The following is an 18,697-nucleotide window of genomic DNA, read 5'->3' on the forward strand; positions in this document are numbered from 1 at the left end:
TTCGGGGACTTCTCCACAGCATCCGGGGCGTCGTCCACATGGCCTGTGGATAACCAGATTGGCTGACGGTGCCGAGGGGCCTAACGTGGTCCGGCGCCCTCTCCCTCTGACGGCTGACGAACCGTCATAAAACCGACGCGCCACAACCGGAGCCGGGCCTCTTATTTGTCAGTGCCGTGCCGTAGAAATGAAGGGCACGGCGAGGTCCGCTCGGCGGACGGGAGGAGGTGGCTCGGTGAGTATTTCCGAGCCCTTGGACGACCCGTGGGCCGACAGCGGTCCAGGCGATCGTCCGCCCTCCCGGCGCCGCGGCGAGGGCGGGCGCGGGCGTGACGACCAGCACGACCGGGGACGGGACAGCGGCGAGTGGGAGGGCGGTGGGACGTCCTTCGAGCGGGTTCCGCCCCAGGACCTCAACGCCGAGCAGTCCGTGCTCGGCGGCATGCTGCTCTCCAAGGACGCCATCGCCGATGTCGTGGAGATCCTCAAGGGCCATGACTTCTACAAACCCGCGCACGAGACGATCTACCAGGCGATCCTCGACATCTACGCCAAGGGCGAGCCGGCCGACCCGATCACCATCGCCGCGGAGCTGACCAAGCGCGGTGAGATCAACAAGGTCGGTGGGGCGTCCTATCTGCACACCCTGGTGCAGACGGTGCCGACGGCGGCCAACGCCGAGTACTACGCCGAGATCGTGCACGAGCGGGCGGTGCTGCGCCGCCTGGTGGAGGCGGGCACGCGCATCACCCAGATGGGATACGCGGCCGACGACGATGTCGACGAGATCGTCAACCGCGCCCAGGCGGAGATCTACGCCGTCACCGAGCAGCGCACCAGCGAGGACTATCTGCCGCTCGGCGACATCATGGAGGGCGCGCTCGACGAGATCGAGGCGATCGGCTCGCGCACGGGCGAGATGACCGGCGTACCGACCGGCTTCACGGACTTCGACTCCCTCACCAACGGTCTGCACCCCGGCCAGATGATCGTCATCGCCGCCCGTCCCGCCATGGGCAAGTCGACACTCGCACTGGACTTCGCGCGGGCCGCGTCGATCAAGAACAATCTGCCGAGTGTCATCTTCTCGCTCGAAATGGGGCGCAACGAGATCGCGATGCGTCTGCTCTCGGCCGAGGCGCGGGTGGCGCTGCACCATATGCGCTCGGGCACGATGACCGACGAGGACTGGACCCGGCTGGCCCGCCGGATGCCGGATGTCTCGGCGGCCCCGCTCTACATCGACGACTCGCCGAACCTGTCGATGATGGAGATCCGCGCGAAGTGCCGCCGCCTCAAGCAGCGCAATGACCTCCGGCTCGTCGTCATCGACTATCTCCAACTGATGCAGGCGGGCGGCTCCAAGCGCTCCGAGAGCCGTCAGCAGGAGGTTTCGGACATGTCCCGTAACCTCAAGCTGCTCGCCAAGGAGCTGGAGGTCCCGGTCATCGCCCTCTCACAGTTGAACCGAGGCCCCGAACAGCGCACGGACAAAAAGCCGATGGTCTCCGACCTGCGGGAATCCGGCTCCATCGAGCAGGACGCCGACATGGTCATCCTCCTGCACCGCGAGGACGCCTACGAGAAGGAGTCCCCCCGCGCGGGCGAGGCCGACCTGATCGTCGCCAAGCACCGAAACGGTCCTACAGCGACGATCACGGTGGCTTTTCAGGGGCATTACTCGCGGTTTGTGGATATGGCGCAGACGTGAGGGGAGTGGTGCGGGTTCTCAAATCCCACCCGGCTACCGCCAGGAGGACGAGGCGCCCTTCGGGGCCGAGACCGCCCCCGCTGCGATCCATCAGACCCCAGAACTCGCCGCAGAACTCGACCACGCGGCCCGAGAGTTCCTGACAGCCGGCGGCATCGAAGCCGAACCTGTACCTGACAGCCACCTACCACTCTGCTCGACGGACTGGACCTCCCGGTCCTCGACCCCGCCCCCCATCGATCTCCCGCACTTGCATGACCTCATCCGCTGGCAGAAGAAGTCGGTGCAGTACGCAGCCGCAGTCTTCGGCACCAGCATCGAGACGATCCGCTACGTCCTGAACGAGCACCCCGCCCCCGTCCTTCCACAGGACCAGGCCACTGCCCGCGCAACAGGGGCGATCCGCCGCAGGGCTCGTTGGGAGCTGACGAGAGAGGACTTCGCGCGCCTCTACCCGGACGAACACCAGTCCCTCAACCAGATCAGTGCCGCCACCTGCTTCTCCCGCAAAGTGCTGACCGCTCTCGCACACGACTACGGCATCCCGCTCCGTGACGGACCCCAGGACTACCAGCCCCGCGGGACAGCCGACCGGAACTGGCTGATCGAGCAGTACGTCCACGGCCACCGCACACTCCCCGACCTCGCACGCGAGAAGGGCATGAGCACCTCGAACATGGCGCGCTGGGCCAAAACCCACAGCATCCCCTTGCGACCACGCGGAAGCGCCAGCCACAACCAGGCACTCCGAGCCGCCGACGAGGCTGGCCGAGCACCGCGCATCCTCCGGCCCGCACTCACCGGCCGAGGCGCCGACGAACGTCTGAGCCGATTCGCCGCCGCGTCCGCCCAGCCCAGCCTCAGCGCGGCGGCAGCAGCCCTCGGCCTCAACACCTTCACCCTCGTCGCACAGATCAACCAGATCGAACGAGAACTCAGTGGACCACTCCTGGTCCGGGCGGAACGCGGTAGGCCCATGACGCTCACTCCCCTGGGGAAGAAGGTGCTCAAGGCCATTCGAAAGATGCAGGACAACACGATGCCCTGAGACGTGGCATGATCATTCCGGGTCGGCAATGCGCCGAAACACCCCGTCGAACTCGCCTGATGCCAGCAGCCCGGCAATCACGCGCACCATGGTGCCGATGCCGAGATTCCGCACGATCAGCCCGTCCGCGCAGAAGAAACACTGCCCAGAGACCGCCTCTCCGCTCGCCTCCCAGCTCCGCATGAGCCGATCCACCTCGGCGAGAGTGAAGATCGTGGAACTCCAGCGCGACCCGTCGGCAAGATGGACCTCGGCATCGACATTGCAGACCTCTTCGATCGCCTCGTCCGGTTCCACGAGGAAGAGCACCTGGAAGCCGGTGGCCCGAACCCGGTAGTAGGGAGCCTCCCAGTCGGCATCAGAAGCCCGACCCTCGGACGCCGGGCCCGCCTGTTGCGGCATCGACGCCGTCACTCAAGCTCCTTACCCGGCGGTATGAAGGCGTCGGCGCTGTCGGCGTCCTCCACATGTCCCTGAGTGTCGACTGTGATGGCAGTCGCCCGCCCCTGCGAAGTGATCAACCAGGCCAGCACCTGCTCCGTGAGAGGTGATCCACCCGGCCCTTCATCCGTCCAGTGTGCCCGCCATCCCCCACCGGGTATCGCGGCGACCACCTGATCGGCCCGCTCCAAGTGGGAGAAGTCCACGTAGTCCGTGACCTGGCGCAGTGCCCCTCGCTGCGGATCGACCACCAACGCTGTCCCGGCTGCGGGATCCCATCCCTCCACGCGCACCATGCGACCGATCTCGGTCTCAGTGCCCTTGAAGATGGCGGTCCATCCGGTCTGATTGAAGTATCGGAGTTGCATGGTGTCATGATCCCGGAGGCCCGGAGGCCCGGAGGCCCGGAGGCCCGGAGGCCCGGAGGCCCGGAGGCCCGGAGGCCCGGAGGCCCGGAGGCCCGGAGGCCCGGAGGCCTGCTCGACCTCCGTGTCGTGGAAGCCGTGGTTGTCAGGAAACCGGCAGGCCGGTGATGCTGATGTCAAAGACCCGACGGACTGTGGAAGCGGACCCAGACATTCCTGGAGGGCTCACGGAGCTTGTGGCCGACCGGCAGGCAGCCGGGCCGGCGTTGCTGCCACAGATCTGTCAGAAGCACCCGCACGTCTCCAGTCAGTGGAGCCGCGACTGGCTCCCCAAGCAGGGAAGGCCGCCGAGTAGGCGGGAGAGAGTGCGGTCAGTGGATTGCTGCTTTTCCATGCGGGTGCACACATTCACTCGTTGGGGGACTCCGTTGCCAGCGGGATACCGCACCGCCAGCAGTCGTTCGCGTGGTCGTCCTGGCAGACGTAGCCGATGGCGCCATCCACGCACCATTCGGCGGCCTCCTCGGACAGCAGGTCGGGCCCGGCATGGAGCAGCCGACGAAGTTCCGTGGTGTCCGCAATGTCGGTCGGGCGGTTGGTGAACCACTCGTCGAACCAAGGCTTGTCCCGGTGTATACGCCAGTGCGCACTCTCCCGGTCGTCGACAGCCGTAAGGAACCGATCGACGATGCGCCCCCAACTCGGCGCTCCGAACCAGCCGTTGTCGGACGCGCAGAAGAACTCGATCAGGGTTCGCAGGCCGAACTGCTTCTCGCGAAGGCAGTACGTTCGCCCCCAAGCGATCGCGTCCTGTGCCATCTCCGCGAGTTCTTCGCGCGGATCAACCTCGTGCGCCGGGTCGTCAGGGTTGTGGCAGGCCAGCCCGAGCTCAAGCACGGACTGCCCGGTCGGTAGAACCCGGGACGGGTTGACGATCGCGAGACCGAGATCGATCCAGTCGACATGGTCGAACGACAGCATCGAGCGCACGAGTCGGGTGGTTGCCGTGTTGATCCGCATCATTGTGCCGTCGTGGAGCGGACTCTTCCCGGCATGCCAGTTCTCGACGGGTGTGTTGCGCCACACGGCGAGCGTGATGCGGGTGGCAGCGAGCCACAGCAGGGCGTCGTCGTCGAGGTGCCCGAACCGCTTGGCACACTCCTGGGCCCCGTAGGTGATCAACTCTTCCGGTTTCGGCCACCTGTGGCTGTCGGGCCCTTCAGGCCCTTCAGGCGCGTACTCGTAGTCGTCGGCGTACTCGTCGAGGATCGCGCTCAACTCGGCTGCGCTGTAAGCCTCGCTGTACTCGGCGCTGTCCGGCTCCTCGACGGTGTACATGTCGTGGTCCCAGGAGACGTACACGTCGCCCCAGAGCACGACGTCATCGCACTCGCTGGCGTTGTCCGTCACAACCGGCCTGATGGTGATCGGGGCAGTACGCCCGTCGGTTCGCTCGCCGTCCTTCTCGGCGGCCCACGCGGTGATGACCCCGAGCGGCTTCGGAAGGAGAGGACCGACCTCGGTGATGCTGAACGGCTCGTCGTCGTCATCGGTGTCGAACCGGCTGTTGACGAACGCGACCGCCTCGGAGGGCGTGCTGACGATGGACTGGCTACCACTCTCGTTGTCAACTACACGCCACAACGCCCTGTTCTTCATGGTGCTCTCCGATCGCGGTGAGTGCACCCGGGGCGGGTGCGATGCGCCGGGTCGCTCGGCACTGACACCAACTTATGGGCTGATCAACCCATCCGTAGTCCCGAAGGCGCTTGTCGGCGACAACGTTCGGTACGTTCGCGTGCAACCTGCTTTTCGCGACCGCGGCGACACATCAGAGTCCACACGGCGCAGGAGGCGAAGATGGCGCTGAACAAGAAGGGTTCCCGGCGCGTAACCGTTGACGGGATCGAGTACCGCTGGCGGATCCGCAGGAAGCCCTCCTACATGCAGGGACTCTGCTGGACGCCACTGACCTATGCGGTTGAAGCTGCCAGCGGCAGCCAGGCGGGCACGACCTTGATCGTCACCAGTGGCCTGGCCCATCCCAGCAACTGGGTGGGTGCCGAGGCAGTGCCCATCCGCCCAGCCCACGTTGCTGCCAGCATCCGAGAAGCACGGGACCGAGGCTGGGAACCAACCAAGGCCGGATCTCCTTTCCGGCTCGACCGATCCGCAGGGTTCACGCAGAAGCGACGCACTACCTGTTCCCGACACTCGTGCAGCGGCTCACCCACCGTCCCGAGGTTCCGCTGCAGTGGAGGTGCCAGCAACTGCTGACCGTCAGCACCGGCGAGCAGATCTGGGGTCTCCTCGACGTCCTTCCCGACACCTTCGACCCGCCGTCATACCCCGTTGCCGAGAATGGAGGGAGGCTCACCGGCGAGCGGCTCTCCGTCGACTCAAGGTCGTCGGATCGTGATCGGGAAGGTGGAACTCAACTGCGGCAGCCTGCGCGACGCTTCGACCGCATCCCGTACATCCCATTGCTTCCCCAGCGGATCTCGAAGGGCTTCGTCGTCCCTCTGGAGGACGTCCACCGCCTCATGGAACGTGGCGAACTCACCGCACGCACGGGTCGTCTGCTCGTGGGCCTCGGCTGCGACGTAGTCCAGTTCCTCCCACTCCGGCCAGTGGTCACCCCATGCCCCTCGTGGGCGGCCCGCCAGGCGCCTCACCTCAGGGGTCTCGGCCAGAGTGTCCGGATCCTGGACAGCTCGCTCGAACGCGGTGTGGCCCAGACCGACGGCCCACAGCCGGAAGTAGCAGAAGCCGTCGTCCGAGCACCAGCCGCCGAGGATCCTTTCGGCGGCGGCCCAGAGGTCCCAGGTGAACGCCTGCTCGCACACACGGTCAAGGCAGACCTGGAACCCCACGATCTCCTTCACGGGCCTTCGCGCGAGTTCGTCCTTCAACCACGCCGACCGAGACTCCATGCCGTGAGCCTGCTCCCGGCAGTCCTCCATGACTTTCCAGAAGGCGTCGAGTTCCACGGGCTCAGCCGGACGGTGTGATCGCGGGCCGGGTGCCCAGCCACTGCTCCGCGCCCCATGCCTCGAAGCGCTCCACCTCGGTGAATCCCAGCTTGGCCGCGAGGCGCAGCGAACGGGTGTTCGCGGTCTGGGTGGCGAGCATCACCGGTTCGGCGGGCAGTGCTCCGGCGAGCCAGCCGAGTGCCGCCGCGCATGCCTCGGCGGCGTACCCGGAGCCCCATGCCCGGGGCAGGAACAGGTAGCCGAGGTCGACCTTCCCCGCAGCGGTCGGGCGACTGTGCTGAGGCGCCCGCCTGAGCAGGATCTGGCCGATCATCGATCCGTCGAGTTCGACGGCGAAGCTGCCGGGCCACCGCTCGGGCGTCCCGGGTATCTCGCGCTCCAGCTCGTCCTGCGGCCGGGGGCCGCCGAGGTAGGTGTGGACCTCCGGTGAGGCGAGCAATTCGACGAACACCGCGCGGTCCCGGGCCTCGGGCTCACGCAGCAGGAGCCTCTCGGTCCTGATCGGGGCAGGCGGCCAGTCCACGGGTCCCAGGTGCTCCATCCGCGCACGCTAACAGGTGGCCGAACCGGCCGAACGGGGCTCGGCCCCGACTGGGGACGGATGCCTTCCGGGGTCAGTTCCCCGAGTCCTCGCCGCCTCCTGGCGCCGCGCGATACCGGGTGAGGGCCTCTCTGGCGTCCGGGACGAAGTGCGCGTGGCGGGACAGGGTGTGGACCTCGTCCTCCGGCAGCCAGGTGTGACAGGCGACCTCCGTGGGGTGCGGGCGGATCGGTTCGTTCAGGACGACCTCGTGCAGTGCCAGCCAGTAGGGGCTGATCGCGCCCTCGCACCGGAACTTGAGCACGAAGCGGGGGTGCGCCTCTACGCCGATCTCCTCCGCGAGTTCGCGGGCGGCGGCGGACCCGTAGGACTCGCCCACGCTCACCGCGCCGCCGAGCATCCAGTTGATCCGGCCCGGGAACAGGGTCGCGTCGGACGGCCGGCGGTGGACGAGTATGCGGCCGGTGGGGTCGCGGCAGACCACGGTCGCGATGCGGTGCAGCCAACGGCGCCGGATGGCCTCCGCCCGGTCCACGACCGCCACGACCTCGTCCCGTTCATTCACCCGCTCGACCAACTCGGGTTGTTGGGGGTGTCGGGGTTGGTGGGTTGGGTCGGTCTGTGTGGTGGCTCTGCCGGTCTGTTCGCCCATGGGGGCAGGGTTGCATGAGGGGGATCCCGAGTGGCTCGCTTGCGGGTCCCCCTGAGGGACACCTGTGCGCCTTTCGCGGGCCTTCCGGGCTCTCCGGGTGGCTTCGGGGTGTTTCGTGGGGCAAATGCGGTCGACGTCGGGCGGCTCGGGAGGTGGACTGGGGGTATGACGACACCTCACGAAGAACTGCTTCCCCAGACGCGCCGGGCGCTGCTGCACCGGATCGCCGTCGGACAGGTCGAAGGGCGGGCGCCCTCGATGGTGGCGGCCGTGGTGCGGGGCGGGCGGACGGTGTGGACCGGCGCGCGGAGTTCCGTGGACGGACAGGTGCCGGACGAGAACGTGCAGTTCAGGATCGGATCCATCTCCAAGACCTTCACGGCCGTGCTCGTCCTGCGGCTGCGCGACGAGGGGCTGCTCGACCTCTCCGACCCGGTGGAGAAGCACCTGCCGGGCACCGGGCTCGCGGAGGTCACCGTCGCCCAGCTCCTCTCCCATACCGGTGGACTGGCCGCCGAGTCGCCCGCGCCCTGGTGGGAGCGGACCCCCGGCTCGCTGCGCCCGGAGCTGAGCGACGTACTCGGCGAGCAGCCCTTCCGGCATCCGGTCGGCCGCAGGTTCCACTACTCCAACCCCGGATTCAGCGTCCTCGGTGCCCTGGTGGAGAAGCTGCGGGGCGCGCCCTGGGAGCAGGTGCTCAGGGCGGAGGTGCTGGAGCCGCTCGGCCTGAACCGCACGAGCTGTCTGCCGCAGGCCCCGCACGCCGGGGGCTGGGCCGTGCACCCCTGGGCCGATGTGCTGCTCCCCGAGCCCCTTGAGGACCTCGGGGTCATGGCGTCCGCTGGCCAGCTCTGGTCCACCATCGCCGACCTGGCCCGTTTCGCCGTCTTCCTGACCCAGGGCGACGAACGGGTGCTCAGCGCCGGGACGGTACGCGAGATGCGGGTCCCGGCGACGCCCGTCGAGGCGGCCGATGTCGTCGACGGGGCCAGCTACGGGCTGGGCCTCCAGCTCCAGCATCATGACGGACGGCTGCTCGTCGGCCACTCCGGCTCGCTGCCCGGCTTCCTGGCGAACCTCTCCATCAGCGTGGACGACGATGTCGCCGCGGTCGTGCTGACCAACTGCACCTCCGGGCCGGTGATTTCCCTCATCGGCGCCGACCTGGTCCGGATCGTCGCCGAGGCCGAGCCTCGGATCCCCGAGCCGTGGCGGCCCCTGCGGGAGGTCGATCCGGCGGTCCTGGAACTCGCCGGACAGTGGTACTGGGGGACCAACGGCTTCGCCCTGCGAGTGACCGCCGACGGGACGATCTCCCTTGGGCCGTTCAGCGGCGGTGGCCGCCGTTCGAGCTTCCGCTCCAACGGCGACGGCACCTGGACCGGGCTGGAGGGCTACTACGCCGGAGAACTGCTGACGGCCGTACGCCGGTCCGACGGCTCCCTCAGCCATCTCGACCTCGGGTCGTTCGTCTTCACCCGGCAGCCCTACGACGAGAACGCTCCGGTGCCGGGTGGGGTGGATCCGGAGGGGTGGCAGGGGGTGGGCTGACGGGGAGGTCCAATTTCCGGGGAGAGGGAGAGGGAGAGGGGAGGAGGGGGAGGGGGAAGTGGGCGGGGGATGTGTGGGTTCCCGGGTCCCGGTGCTGGTTGTTTCACGTGAAACACGGCATCTGGCCTTCTGGCCCACCTTCGTCCGGCAACGAGGCCCGTGCCTGCCTCACAGGTGGAGCTTGAACCCCACATGGGACGCCGTGAAGCCCAGCCGCTCGTAGAAGCGGTGCGCGTCCGTCCGGGTGGAGTCCGATGTGAGCTGGACCAACTGACAGCCCTGCTCCCGTGACTCCGCCACCGCCCACTCGATCAGCCGCGAACCGAGCCCACTGCCGCGCTCGTCCGCGTGGATCCGTACCGCCTCGATGATCGAGCGGGTGGCGCCCCGGCGGGAGAGTCCGGGGACGACGGTGAGCTGAAGGGTGCCGATCACCCGGTCCTCGCGGACGGCGACGACCAGGTGCTGGTGCGGATCGGCGGCGATCCGCTCGAACGCGGTCAGATAGGGGGCGGGGTCGTCCGGCGACTCGCGCCGGGCGCCCAGCGGGTCGTCCGCGAGCAGGGCGACGATGGCGGGGATGTCCCCGGCCGTGGCGCGGCGTATCTCAAGATCTCCCATGCCCGCACCCTACGCGGGCGCCTTCAGGGACTCGACGACCCGGACCAGCGGTGCCAGCTCGGGGTTCAGGGCGGCCTGGTCGAGCGCCTCGCGCAGCGCGGTGTCGTTCGTTGGCCGTGCCTCGGCCAGCAGCTTCAGGCCCGCCCCGGTGACATCGGTGTAGATGCCGCGGCGGTCGGTCGGGCACAGATAGCGCTCCAGCAGACCGCGGTCCTCCAGGCGGGTGACCAACCGGGTGGTGGCGCTCTGGCTGAGTACGACCGCGTCCGCGACCTGCTTCATCTGGAGATGGCCGCCGTCGCCGTCGTGCTGCCGGCTGAGCACGTCCAGCAGGGAGTACTCGCGCACGCTCAGATCGTGCCCGGCCTGGAGCGCGCGCTCGATGTGCGTCTCGATCCTCCCGTGCAACAGGGAGAGGGCGCACCAGCCCTGGGCGAGGGCGGTCAGCGCGGGGTCCGTCGCTGTCATGGGTTTCTCCTCCGTCCCGGAGCCGCTGACGACCAGGATAGAGCAGGGCTGCAATATCCCGCCCTTGCGTATATAGCGCGTCTGCAATTAATGTGGACGCTGGTAAAGCGCACTTGCAATTTACCTGTTCGGTGTTCGTTTCGGTGGCCGGTGGCCGGTGGCCGGTCAGCCCCTTGCTGTCGGGCGGTGCCTGCCGCTGTCGGCGGTCACTCGGTCGGCGATGTCCTCGTCGGCGATCTTCGCGCGGGCAGTCCTCGCGTCGATGGTCGCCTGTCGGCGCTGTCCTCCTCCCCCCGCGGTTCTTCCCGCCCCATCCCTGGAAGGTCCACCTGCCTCATGCCTCTCGCGCTCCTGGCCCTCGCGATCGGGGCCTTCGGAATCGGCACGACCGAGTTTGTGATCATGGGCTTGCTGCCCGAGGTCGCGGCCGATTTCGGGGTCTCCATCCCCACAGCCGGTTTCCTGGTGACCGGCTACGCCCTCGGCGTGGTGCTCGGCGCTCCGTTGATGACCGTCCTCGGCACCAAGATCTCCCGCAAGCGGATGCTGATGCTGCTGATGGGCCTGTTCATCCTCGGCAATCTGCTGTCCGCCCTGGCACCTGCCTTCGGCATCATGCTGACCGGCCGCGTGATCGCCTCACTCGCCCACGGCGCCTTCTTCGGCATCGGCTCGGTCGTCGCCGCCGAACTGGTCGCCCCCACCAAGAAGGCCGGTGCCATCGCGATGATGTTCACCGGCCTCACGGTCGCCAATGTCGTCGGGGTGCCGCTGGGCACCCTCGTCGGCCAGTCGGTGGGCTGGCGGGTCACCTTCGCCGTCGTCGCCGGGCTCGGTGTGATCGGCCTGGCGGGTATCGCCCGGCTCGTCCCCGACCTGCCCAAGCCGGACGGCGTCCACCTGCGCCACGAACTGGCCGCGTTCAAGAACGCCCAGGTCCTGCTGGCGATGGCGATGACCGTGCTGGGCTTCGGCGGTGTCTTCGCCGCCATCACCTACATCGCGCCGATGATGACCCGGGTCGCGGGCTTCGCCGACGGCTCCGTCACCTGGCTGCTGGTTCTGTTCGGCCTCGGCATGGTCGGCGGCAACCTCCTCGGCGGCCGACTCGCCGACCGCGCCCTGATGCCCCTCCTCTACGTCTCGCTGGGCGCCCTCGCCGTCGTCCTCGCCCTCTTCACCCTCGCCGCGCACGACAAGACCCTCTCGGCGATCAGCGTCTTCCTGATCGGCGCGCTCGGCTTCGCCACCGTGCCGCCGCTCCAGAAGAGGGTGCTCGACCAGGCGCACGGCGCCCCGACGCTCGCCTCGGCCGTCAACATCGGCGCCTTCAACCTGGGCAACGCCCTCGCCGCCTGGCTCGGCGGGATCGTCATCTCCGCGGGCCTCGGCTACACCGCCCCGAACTGGGTCGGCGGGCTGCTTGCCGCGGCGGCACTCGTCCTCGCCCTCGTCTCGGCCGCGCTGGAGCGGCGCACGGTGGCGGAGGCGGGGGGCACGGTGGTGGCGGGGTCGGGGATGGGGGTGGGCTCGGGCTCGGGTGCGAGTGAGGGTGCGCGCGACCCGTCGGCGGAGCGGGGGGCTGCCACGGGGGTCGGCATCTGACGAAGGGCGGACGATCCGGGCGGCGATGGTCCGTCGGCGTCGGCGGGCCGATCGTTCGACTCGCCGACGCCCGGCACACCGATCGCCCCAGCCCACCGACCGATCGTCCAGCCTGCCGATCACCCAGCCCACCCACCGATCGCCCAGCCCACCCACCGATCACTCAGCCCGCCGACCGTTCACCCCGCCGCCACCGTCAGCGGAGCGAACCGCCGGCTCCAGTCCCCCGGCAGCTCGCCGATCCCGTACGTCATCACCGCGTTGAACGCCACGGTCGCCAGCCCGCGTTCCTTCGCCCAGGCCAGCAGCTCGGTGTGCCGTACGTCGATGTCGGTGCGCAGCGGGCGGTCCGTGTGGGTGGCGAGGGAGGCGACGAGGGCCTTCGCTGTCTCCGTGTCCCGGGCGATCAGCGGGCCGACGACATGGGTGTCCACGGTGGGCCAGGCAGCCGCGTAGCCGATGATCCGGCCGCCCTCCTCGGCGACCCGTAGCTGATCGGCGAAGGCGGGAAGGCGGGTGATCAGATGCGTGCGGTCGCTGCCGAACACCGTGCCGTCCAGGCGCAGCAGCGCCGAGATGTCCTCAGCGGTGGCGGCCCTGGTGGAGACCCTGGTGGCGGCCCGGGGTGTGGGTCCATCGGGGGTGAAGTGCCCGCGGAGCATCTCGGCGCCGCCGGTCGCCTTGAAGCCTAGTTCCTCGTAGAGGGGGCGGCCGATCGGGGTCGCGTGGAGCGTCAGCGGGGTCGTGCCCCTCTCCGCGATGACACGGCGCATCAACCGGCGTCCGACGCCCTGCCGGGCATGTCGCCGGGCGACGAGCACCATGCCGATGGCCGCGAGGTCGGGGCGGCCATGAGGGCCGTACTCGGTGACGACACAGGCGCTGACGAGACCGCCGTCGGGGTCGTCGATGCCGTACCCCTGTCCGGCGGAGAGGAGCAGGCCCCACTTGTGCTCCTCGCGTGGCCACCCCCTGTCCTCGGACAGGTCGGCGCAGTCCTGAAGATCGCGACGGTTCAGACGGCGGATGGGCAGATCGGCGAGCGAAGAGGTGGGCACGCAGGTCAGGCTGTCCGAAGGGCGCCCCCGGCGTCCACCCGTTTCGACTGACACGTATGGCCATTTGGCCACGAGGGGTCCTGGACGGGGCGGAGGCGGGGCCGTGTCGGGACGGGGCGGAGGCGGGGCCGTGTCGGGACGGGGAGGACTGCTGCGGTCACGGGCGGAGGGTGTTTCACGTGAAACATCGGCGAACGGGGGGCGTCGAAGCGGCTGAGGTCGCCGAGATGGCCGAGGCGGCTGAGGTGGCCGGGGAAGTGGCGTGAACGCTGGGTCTCTGAATGTGTGACCCGGGACGGCCTCGGGTGTCTCGGCTTGGCGCCGGAGGACTCGGATCGGCACGGGAACCCCTGGATGGCCACCGGGTGCCTCGGGATAGCCTCGGTTGTCATGCCGAGACTGCATCTGTTCGACCTCGACGGCACCCTGTTGTTCGGGACATCAGCGCCCCTGGAGATCTCGCGTCAACTCGGTCTCGAAGCCGAGACGGTGACGCTGGAGCAGGAGATCGCGGCCGGACTGATCGGGCCACCGCAGTACGCGCAGCGGATCTACACACTGTGGGCGGAGCTGACCGATCCGCAGGTCACGGCGGCCTTCGACAGCGCCCCCTGGCTGGCCCGGATTCGTGAGGTCTGGGCCGAGATCGGCCGGGCGGGCGACTACTGCGCCGTCATTTCCCTCTCCCCGTCCTTCTTCGTGGAACGGCTGACCGGCTGGGGAGCGCACGCGGCCTTCGGATCCCGTTTTCCGGCTGTGCCGTTCACCGAGCCTCTCGACCCCGCGGGGGCGCTCGACGCGGCGGCGAAGGTGCGGATCGCTGATCAACTCTGCGCACGGTTCGGAGTGACCCGGGCCGACTGTGTGGCGTACGGGGATTCGGGATCGGACCGGGAACTGTTCGGTGCCGTACCGGTGTCGGTCGCGGTCAACGCCGATCGTCATGTGGCCGGGATCGCGACCCATTCCTACGCGGGTAAGGATCTGTGGGATGCCTATGAAATGGTGCGGCGCGCCCGGTAGTTGAGGGAACGGCTGGTTCGCCCCTGCCCGCCCGCTTGGCCCTTCATGCCGTGGCCAGCGGGTACTTGTGCGCCCGGCGGTGGCCGGTAGGGTCGACTCCGGTTCTCGTGCGGGCGTACGCCGACCCGATGCAGGGCCGAAAGCAGAGCGGATGAGCGTACTGCGGCCAATGTCACACTCTGGCCGTTCTTGTCCGTGCAGACTGCATATACGGGTTGAATGTGCTGAGTTGGCCGCGCAGTCGACACGGCACGCCGTCTTCGAGGGAAAGCAGGCATCTTCCGACCGAGGAAGTGCACCGACCGACCGAAAGATGTTCGAGGCGAGGCACAGCATGGACGCTCCGACCACCACGTCGGCCGACAACGGCACTTCCGGAGACGGAGGCGGTTGGTTCACCCCGCGCAAGCAGCCCGCCCCGGCCCCGGGCAGCGAGCAGGAGGCGGTGGAGGGACGCCGACTGGCCGGGATGCGGACGGTACGGAAGCTCTCCGGGGGGTCGCGGGACGAGCCGAGTGGTGTGTCGCCGGGCGAGCGGGGCGGTGCGTCGCCGAGCGGGGCGGGCGGTCTGTCGCCGGGGGCGCGGGATGCGGTGGGTGGGGTGGGTGCGCGGGACTCGCAGGGTGCGGTGAGTTCGGTGAGTTCGGTGAATGTGGTGGATGCGATGAATGTGGTGGATGTGGTGGATGTGGTGGATGTGGTGGATGTGGTGGATGTGGTGGATGTGGTGGATGCCTCGGATGGGGATGAGGTGGAGCCCCGGGCCGAGGCTCCGTTCGACGCGACGGTCACCGGCACTGCCCCCGCCACTGCCACTTCCTCCGTCTCCGCCACCTCCACCGCCCCCGCCGGGGACAGGCCGGGGCACCCGGGCCCCATGCCCGAGGCCGAGCGAATACCGAGCGCGCCGCCGACGACCGAGCGGGTCGCAGCGGCCCCTACGCCGACCGCACCCACGCCGACCACAACGGCTTCTACGCCGGGCGCGCCCGCGCCGACCGCAGGCTCCTCCCCGGACGGCGCAGCCACGCCGACCACAGCGGCACCCGCAGCACCTGCCCCAACCGCCGCAGCCACCCAGGCAACGCCGCCTCCCACTCACCCTTCACCGGCAGGCCAAGACCCCGCGCCCCCGACTGCCGCCTCCCTCACCCAGGCCCCGCCGCTCACCGACCCCTCGCTCCCGGCCCTCGCGAAGCGCGTCCCCGCCCAGCGTCCCGGCGCCCGCGCCGACATCCCCGTACGGCCCTCCCGGCATCTTGCGTCCGAGCGGCCGACTGAGCCCGCTGCCCAGGGACTCACGACCCCGGCGTCCACGTCCCAGGGACCCGGCCCCGACCTCGCGCCCGCACCTTCCACCGCCCTGCAACTCACCACCCCTCCCCCCACCCCCCAAAGCACCACACCACCCACAGAACCCTTCGCGCGGCTCACCGAGCAGCCCGGGTCGCCCGACGCCGTGCTGATCCGCCGGACGATGGCCGAGATCGGCCCCGTCGCCGACAAGGTCACCTCGTACTTCTACGCTCTGCTCTTCGTCCGGCACCCCGATCTGCGGTCGCTGTTCCCGGCCGCGATGGACGCCCAGCGGGACCGGCTCCTCCGGGCGCTGCTGACCGCCGCGGAGCACCTGGACGACCGGCAGGTCCTCGTCGACTACCTCCAGAATCTGGGCCGGGGCCACCGCAAGTACGGCACCAGGGCCGAGCACTACCCGGCCGTCGGTGAATGCTTGATCGGTTCCCTGAGCCGGTTCGCCGCGGCCGTGTGGGACCCGGAGACCGAGGCGGCCTGGGTGCGGGCATACACGACGATCTCGCAGGTGATGATCGACGCCGCCGCGGCCGACGAACTGCGCGCCCCGGCCTGGTGGCAGGCGGAGGTCGTCACGCATGAGTCGCGTACCCCGGACATCGCCGTCCTCACCGTCCGCCCCGACCAGCCCTACCCCTTCCTCGCCGGTCAGTACGCGAGCCTGGAGACACCGTGGTGGCCACGGGTCTGGCGGCACTACTCCTTCGCCTCCGCGCCCCGCTCCGACGGCCTGCTCACCTTTCACGTCAAGGCGATCCCGGCGGGCTGGGTCTCCAACGCGCTGGTGCACCGCGCCCGCCCCGGCGATGTCGTACGCCTCGGCCCGCCGGCCGGGTCCATGACCGTGGACCACACCACGGACAGCGGACTGCTGTGCCTGGGCGGCGGCACCGGCATCGCACCGATCAAGGCGCTGGTCGAGGATGTCGCCGAGCACGGCGAGCGGCGGTCCGTCGAGGTGTTCTACGGCGCCCGCACCGACCAGGACCTCTATGACATCGACACGATGCTCCGCCTCCAGCAGGCGCATCCCTGGCTCTCGGTGCGCGCGATCATCGACCAGCAGGCACGCCTCCAACTGCCCGACGCCCTGCGCGAGTACGGCCCCTGGACCGAGTACGACGCCTACCTCTCCGGCCCGCCCGGCATGATCCGCAGCGGTGTGACCACCCTCAGGGACATCGGCGTCCCCTCGGACCGCATACGCCACGACTCCGTGGAGGAACTGGTGGCGGCCCCCTGACCCGGTAGGGCTCGCTCCTTGACCAGGCAGGGCTCGCGCCCTCGCGCGCACACCCCTGCGCACCGGCGCCCGAGGGGTCCGTGACCCCGGAGAAGGCAGGAACCCCGCTCCCCGTCAGCCCAGGTCAGGCGCGTGCATCGCCCGTACGCCCTCGATGTTCCCGTCGAGATAGTGCCGCAGCGACAGCGGTACGAGGTGCACGGACGCGATCCCGACCCGGGTGAACGGCACACGGACGATCTCGTACTCACCCGCCGGCTGATCCACTTCCGGGCCATGGCGCAGTGCCGGATCCATCGAGGCGAGGTGGCACACGAAGAAGTGCTGCACCTTGACCCCGGTCGCGCCGCCGTCCTCGCCGATGTGCTCGACAGTGTCGACGAAGCAGGGCACCACATCGGTGATCTTGGCGCCGAGTTCCTCGTACACCTCGCGGTGCAGGGCGTCGACGACAGTGGTGTCGCCCGGCTCGACCCCGCCACCGGGAGTGATCCAGTACGGATCCATCCCCGGCTTGGTGCGCTTGATCAGGATCAGGTCTTCTCCGTCCAGGAGAACGGCACGCGCGGTGCGCTTGACCACGGGTCGGACGGTCATGGGAGAAATGTGGCCCGGCTGGTTCCACGTGAAACATCGCGAGGCGTCACGTGCCCTGTGCGTTCCGTAAACCGGGAGGCAATGCGCTGTTCACGCTTGCTCTTCGTGAGGCCGGTCCTTGAAGGTCCCGGCGCCACCCCCGTCACCCCGCAAGCTCACCCCGTCACCCCGTCACCCCGTCACCCCGTCACCCCGTCACCCCGCAAGCCGCCCCCCGCCCTCGCCCCCGTCACCCCCACCCCACCGCCGCCCGCTGCAACCACTCATACGCCCGCGCGATATGTGGCATCGCCAGCGTGCCCGTCCGGACCACCAGGAAATACGTCCGCAGCGGCGGCACCGCCGGTTCGTGCAGCGCGATCACCTCCCCGCGCTCCAGCGCCTCCGCGCACAGATAGCGCGGCAGCACCGCGAGCCCCGCCCCGGCGGCGGCGCAGGCGAGGACGGCCCGCAGATCGGGCACGATCACGGTGCCGGACGCGGACGGCCGGGAGTCGAAGACGGCGGCCCAGTAGCGGGAGACGAACGGCAGCGACTCATGCACCTCCACCACCGGAAGGTGCTCCAGCGCGGGCGCGCCCTGGTGCCGCGGGTTCCCGGAGCCGAACCGCTCGGCCCAGCGCGGGGCGGCGACCAGGACGTGCTCCTCGTCGCACAGCGCGGTCGCCGTGAGCAGCGCACCGCGCGGACGGGCGGTGCTGATGGCCAGATCGTGATGCCCGGCGGAGAGCCCTTCGAGGGTCTCCTCGGCGGTGCCGAACGAGGTCCGCAGGGCGAAGCCCTGACCGTCGTCGCCGGTCAGCTCCACGAGCGCGGGCAGCGCCCGTTCCGCGGTGAACTCCGGGGGGCCGGCCAGATGCAGGGTGCGCAGCAGGGACTCGTCGTCGAGGCCGGTCTCGGCGATCTCGACCAGGGCGTCGAGATGCGGGGCCGCCTTGTGGGCGAGTTCGTCGCCGATGGTCGTCGGGGTCACGCCGCGCGCCTGGCGCAGGAAGAGCGGCCGTCCGAGCTGCCGTTCCAGGGTGCGGATCTGGGAGGTGACGGCCGGCTGGGAGAGGCCGAGCAGCGCGGCGGCGCGGGTGAACGAGCCGGCCCGGTGCACGGTCACGAAGGTGCGCAGCAAGGCCAGATCCATGTCTCACACCTCCCTCCCCGCCCACCACTCTCCCCACCGGGAGCGGGTCCCCAACTATAAATTTGTCGATAGGCCGCTGTCGTTACTGTGATTGGACACTGACAGTGAGTCAACTAGCCTTGTCCGCACGGTTCTTGGCGTAGGAACCGATGGCGGTCCGAGCCACGAGGGGGGAGGCTCGGACCGCCTTCACCTGTGCTCGCGAGACACCCACGAGACAGCTTCAAGAGCGATTTCCGGCCCCGGCCCGGTCCCGACCACCGTGCCGCAGCCGCTTCGGCGTCATCGCCCTCATCGCCCTCATCGCTCCCGCCGCTGCATCGCCCGCATC

General features: G+C 69.4%; 17 protein-coding genes and 1 pseudogene. 7 read left to right on the top strand and 11 right to left on the bottom strand.

The annotated features are described in order from the left end of the window. Positions 1–235: 235 nt before the first annotated feature. Complete coding sequence (dnaB, locus tag AB0O01_RS27050; protein ID WP_365317293.1) at positions 236–1,711, top strand: replicative DNA helicase; 1,476 nt, start codon at positions 236–238, stop codon at positions 1,709–1,711. A gap of 250 nt (positions 1,712–1,961) precedes the next feature. Then, a complete protein-coding gene (locus AB0O01_RS27055; protein WP_365317295.1) occupies positions 1,962–2,759 on the top strand; it encodes a LysR family transcriptional regulator in 798 nt (265 codons plus the stop codon). A gap of 12 nt (positions 2,760–2,771) precedes the next feature. Here the strand turns inward: AB0O01_RS27055 and AB0O01_RS27060 are convergent, their stop codons facing one another. The 3 genes from AB0O01_RS27060 to AB0O01_RS27070 form a co-directional block, all read right to left on the bottom strand. Further along, positions 2,772–3,173: a hypothetical protein gene (locus tag AB0O01_RS27060; protein ID WP_365317297.1), complete on the bottom strand. Its 402-nt coding sequence runs from the start codon at positions 3,171–3,173 to the stop codon at positions 2,772–2,774. After that, the gene (locus AB0O01_RS27065) at positions 3,170–3,568 is read right to left on the bottom strand and encodes a hypothetical protein (protein ID WP_365317299.1); all 399 of its coding nucleotides are present in this window, start codon (positions 3,566–3,568) and stop codon (positions 3,170–3,172) included. Before AB0O01_RS27065 ends, AB0O01_RS27060 begins: the two co-directional genes overlap by 4 nt. Before the next feature lie 405 nt (positions 3,569–3,973). After that, positions 3,974–5,224, bottom strand: coding sequence for a hypothetical protein (locus AB0O01_RS27070; protein ID WP_365317301.1), 1,251 nt, complete (start codon positions 5,222–5,224; stop codon positions 3,974–3,976). Between the two features lie 467 nt (positions 5,225–5,691). Between AB0O01_RS27070 and AB0O01_RS27075 the strand changes: the two are divergent. Continuing rightward, positions 5,692–5,901: pseudogene (locus AB0O01_RS27075) on the top strand (hypothetical protein); the annotation flags it as partial. A 63-nt stretch (positions 5,902–5,964) separates the two neighbouring features. On the opposite strand, the gene AB0O01_RS27080 reads toward AB0O01_RS27075, so the two are convergent. From AB0O01_RS27080 to AB0O01_RS27090, 3 genes are all read right to left on the bottom strand, one after another. Beyond that, positions 5,965–6,555 carry a DUF4240 domain-containing protein gene (locus AB0O01_RS27080; protein ID WP_365317302.1) on the bottom strand — a complete coding sequence of 197 codons (591 nt, stop codon included), beginning with the start codon at positions 6,553–6,555 and terminating at the stop codon, positions 5,965–5,967. Between the two features lie 4 nt (positions 6,556–6,559). Continuing rightward, entirely contained in the window at positions 6,560–7,099 is a 540-nt protein-coding gene (locus AB0O01_RS27085; protein ID WP_365317304.1) for a GNAT family N-acetyltransferase, read from the bottom strand. A 73-nt stretch (positions 7,100–7,172) separates the two neighbouring features. Next, on the bottom strand, positions 7,173–7,751 hold the full coding sequence (locus tag AB0O01_RS27090; protein WP_365317306.1) for an NUDIX domain-containing protein: 579 nt from the start codon (positions 7,749–7,751) through the stop codon (positions 7,173–7,175). Positions 7,752–7,916: 165 nt separating this feature from the next. Here AB0O01_RS27090 and AB0O01_RS27095 point away from each other — a divergent pair, with 165 nt between their 5' ends. Beyond that, positions 7,917–9,302: a serine hydrolase domain-containing protein gene (locus tag AB0O01_RS27095; RefSeq protein WP_365317308.1), complete on the top strand. Its 1,386-nt coding sequence runs from the start codon at positions 7,917–7,919 to the stop codon at positions 9,300–9,302. Between the two features lie 168 nt (positions 9,303–9,470). On the opposite strand, the gene AB0O01_RS27100 is transcribed toward AB0O01_RS27095, so the two are convergent. Together AB0O01_RS27100 and AB0O01_RS27105 are read right to left on the bottom strand one after the other, a co-directional pair. Then, positions 9,471–9,923, bottom strand: a complete 453-nt coding sequence (locus AB0O01_RS27100) for a GNAT family N-acetyltransferase (RefSeq protein WP_365317309.1) — start codon at positions 9,921–9,923, stop codon at positions 9,471–9,473. Between the two features lie 9 nt (positions 9,924–9,932). After that, on the bottom strand, positions 9,933–10,391 hold the full coding sequence (locus AB0O01_RS27105) for a MarR family transcriptional regulator (protein ID WP_365317311.1): 459 nt from the start codon (positions 10,389–10,391) through the stop codon (positions 9,933–9,935). 336 nt (positions 10,392–10,727) lie between these two features. On the opposite strand from AB0O01_RS27105, the gene AB0O01_RS27110 reads away from it, so the two are divergent. Next, entirely contained in the window at positions 10,728–11,996 is a 1,269-nt protein-coding gene (locus AB0O01_RS27110; RefSeq protein WP_365317313.1) for an MFS transporter, read from the top strand. 179 nt (positions 11,997–12,175) lie between these two features. Here AB0O01_RS27110 and AB0O01_RS27115 read toward each other — a convergent pair whose 3' ends face one another. Continuing rightward, a complete protein-coding gene (locus tag AB0O01_RS27115) occupies positions 12,176–13,054 on the bottom strand; it encodes a GNAT family N-acetyltransferase (protein WP_365317314.1) in 879 nt (292 codons plus the stop codon). 390 nt (positions 13,055–13,444) lie between these two features. On the opposite strand from AB0O01_RS27115, the gene AB0O01_RS27120 reads away from it, so the two are divergent. Together AB0O01_RS27120 and AB0O01_RS27125 are read left to right on the top strand one after the other, a co-directional pair. Further along, positions 13,445–14,077, top strand: a complete 633-nt coding sequence (locus tag AB0O01_RS27120; RefSeq protein WP_365317316.1) for a haloacid dehalogenase-like hydrolase — start codon at positions 13,445–13,447, stop codon at positions 14,075–14,077. Between the two features lie 334 nt (positions 14,078–14,411). Beyond that, positions 14,412–16,634 (top strand): globin domain-containing protein, encoded by a 2,223-nt coding sequence (locus AB0O01_RS27125; protein ID WP_365317317.1) that lies wholly within the window; start codon positions 14,412–14,414, stop codon positions 16,632–16,634. Positions 16,635–16,748: 114 nt separating this feature from the next. On the opposite strand, the gene AB0O01_RS27130 is transcribed toward AB0O01_RS27125, so the two are convergent. Together AB0O01_RS27130 and AB0O01_RS27135 are read right to left on the bottom strand one after the other, a co-directional pair. Beyond that, on the bottom strand, positions 16,749–17,231 hold the full coding sequence (locus tag AB0O01_RS27130) for an NUDIX hydrolase (RefSeq protein ID WP_365317319.1): 483 nt from the start codon (positions 17,229–17,231) through the stop codon (positions 16,749–16,751). Between the two features lie 229 nt (positions 17,232–17,460). Beyond that, entirely contained in the window at positions 17,461–18,366 is a 906-nt protein-coding gene (locus AB0O01_RS27135; RefSeq protein WP_365317320.1) for a LysR family transcriptional regulator, read from the bottom strand. Between the last annotated feature and the right edge of the window lie 331 nt (positions 18,367–18,697).

This window comes from Streptomyces sp. NPDC093252, assembly GCF_040683675.1.
In the GTDB taxonomy this organism is placed as follows: Bacteria; Actinomycetota; Actinomycetes; order Streptomycetales; family Streptomycetaceae; genus Streptomyces.

Excerpts from the sequence above, each read along its gene's own strand:
- AB0O01_RS27130 (WP_365317319.1), bottom strand. The coding sequence starts at position 17,231 with ATGACCGTCCGACCCGTGGTCAAGCGCACCGCGCGTGCCGTTCTCCTG.
- AB0O01_RS27125 (WP_365317317.1), top strand. The coding sequence starts at position 14,412 with ATGGACGCTCCGACCACCACGTCGGCCGACAACGGCACTTCCGGAGAC.
- AB0O01_RS27135 (WP_365317320.1), bottom strand. The coding sequence starts at position 18,366 with ATGGATCTGGCCTTGCTGCGCACCTTCGTGACCGTGCACCGGGCCGGC.
- AB0O01_RS27095 (WP_365317308.1), top strand. The coding sequence starts at position 7,917 with ATGACGACACCTCACGAAGAACTGCTTCCCCAGACGCGCCGGGCGCTG.
- AB0O01_RS27100 (WP_365317309.1), bottom strand. The coding sequence starts at position 9,923 with ATGGGAGATCTTGAGATACGCCGCGCCACGGCCGGGGACATCCCCGCC.
- AB0O01_RS27110 (WP_365317313.1), top strand. The coding sequence starts at position 10,728 with ATGCCTCTCGCGCTCCTGGCCCTCGCGATCGGGGCCTTCGGAATCGGC.
- AB0O01_RS27070 (WP_365317301.1), bottom strand. The coding sequence starts at position 5,224 with ATGAAGAACAGGGCGTTGTGGCGTGTAGTTGACAACGAGAGTGGTAGC.
- AB0O01_RS27085 (WP_365317304.1), bottom strand. The coding sequence starts at position 7,099 with ATGGAGCACCTGGGACCCGTGGACTGGCCGCCTGCCCCGATCAGGACC.
- AB0O01_RS27090 (WP_365317306.1), bottom strand. The coding sequence starts at position 7,751 with ATGGGCGAACAGACCGGCAGAGCCACCACACAGACCGACCCAACCCAC.
- AB0O01_RS27120 (WP_365317316.1), top strand. The coding sequence starts at position 13,445 with ATGCCGAGACTGCATCTGTTCGACCTCGACGGCACCCTGTTGTTCGGG.
- AB0O01_RS27105 (WP_365317311.1), bottom strand. The coding sequence starts at position 10,391 with ATGACAGCGACGGACCCCGCGCTGACCGCCCTCGCCCAGGGCTGGTGC.
- AB0O01_RS27065 (WP_365317299.1), bottom strand. The coding sequence starts at position 3,568 with ATGCAACTCCGATACTTCAATCAGACCGGATGGACCGCCATCTTCAAG.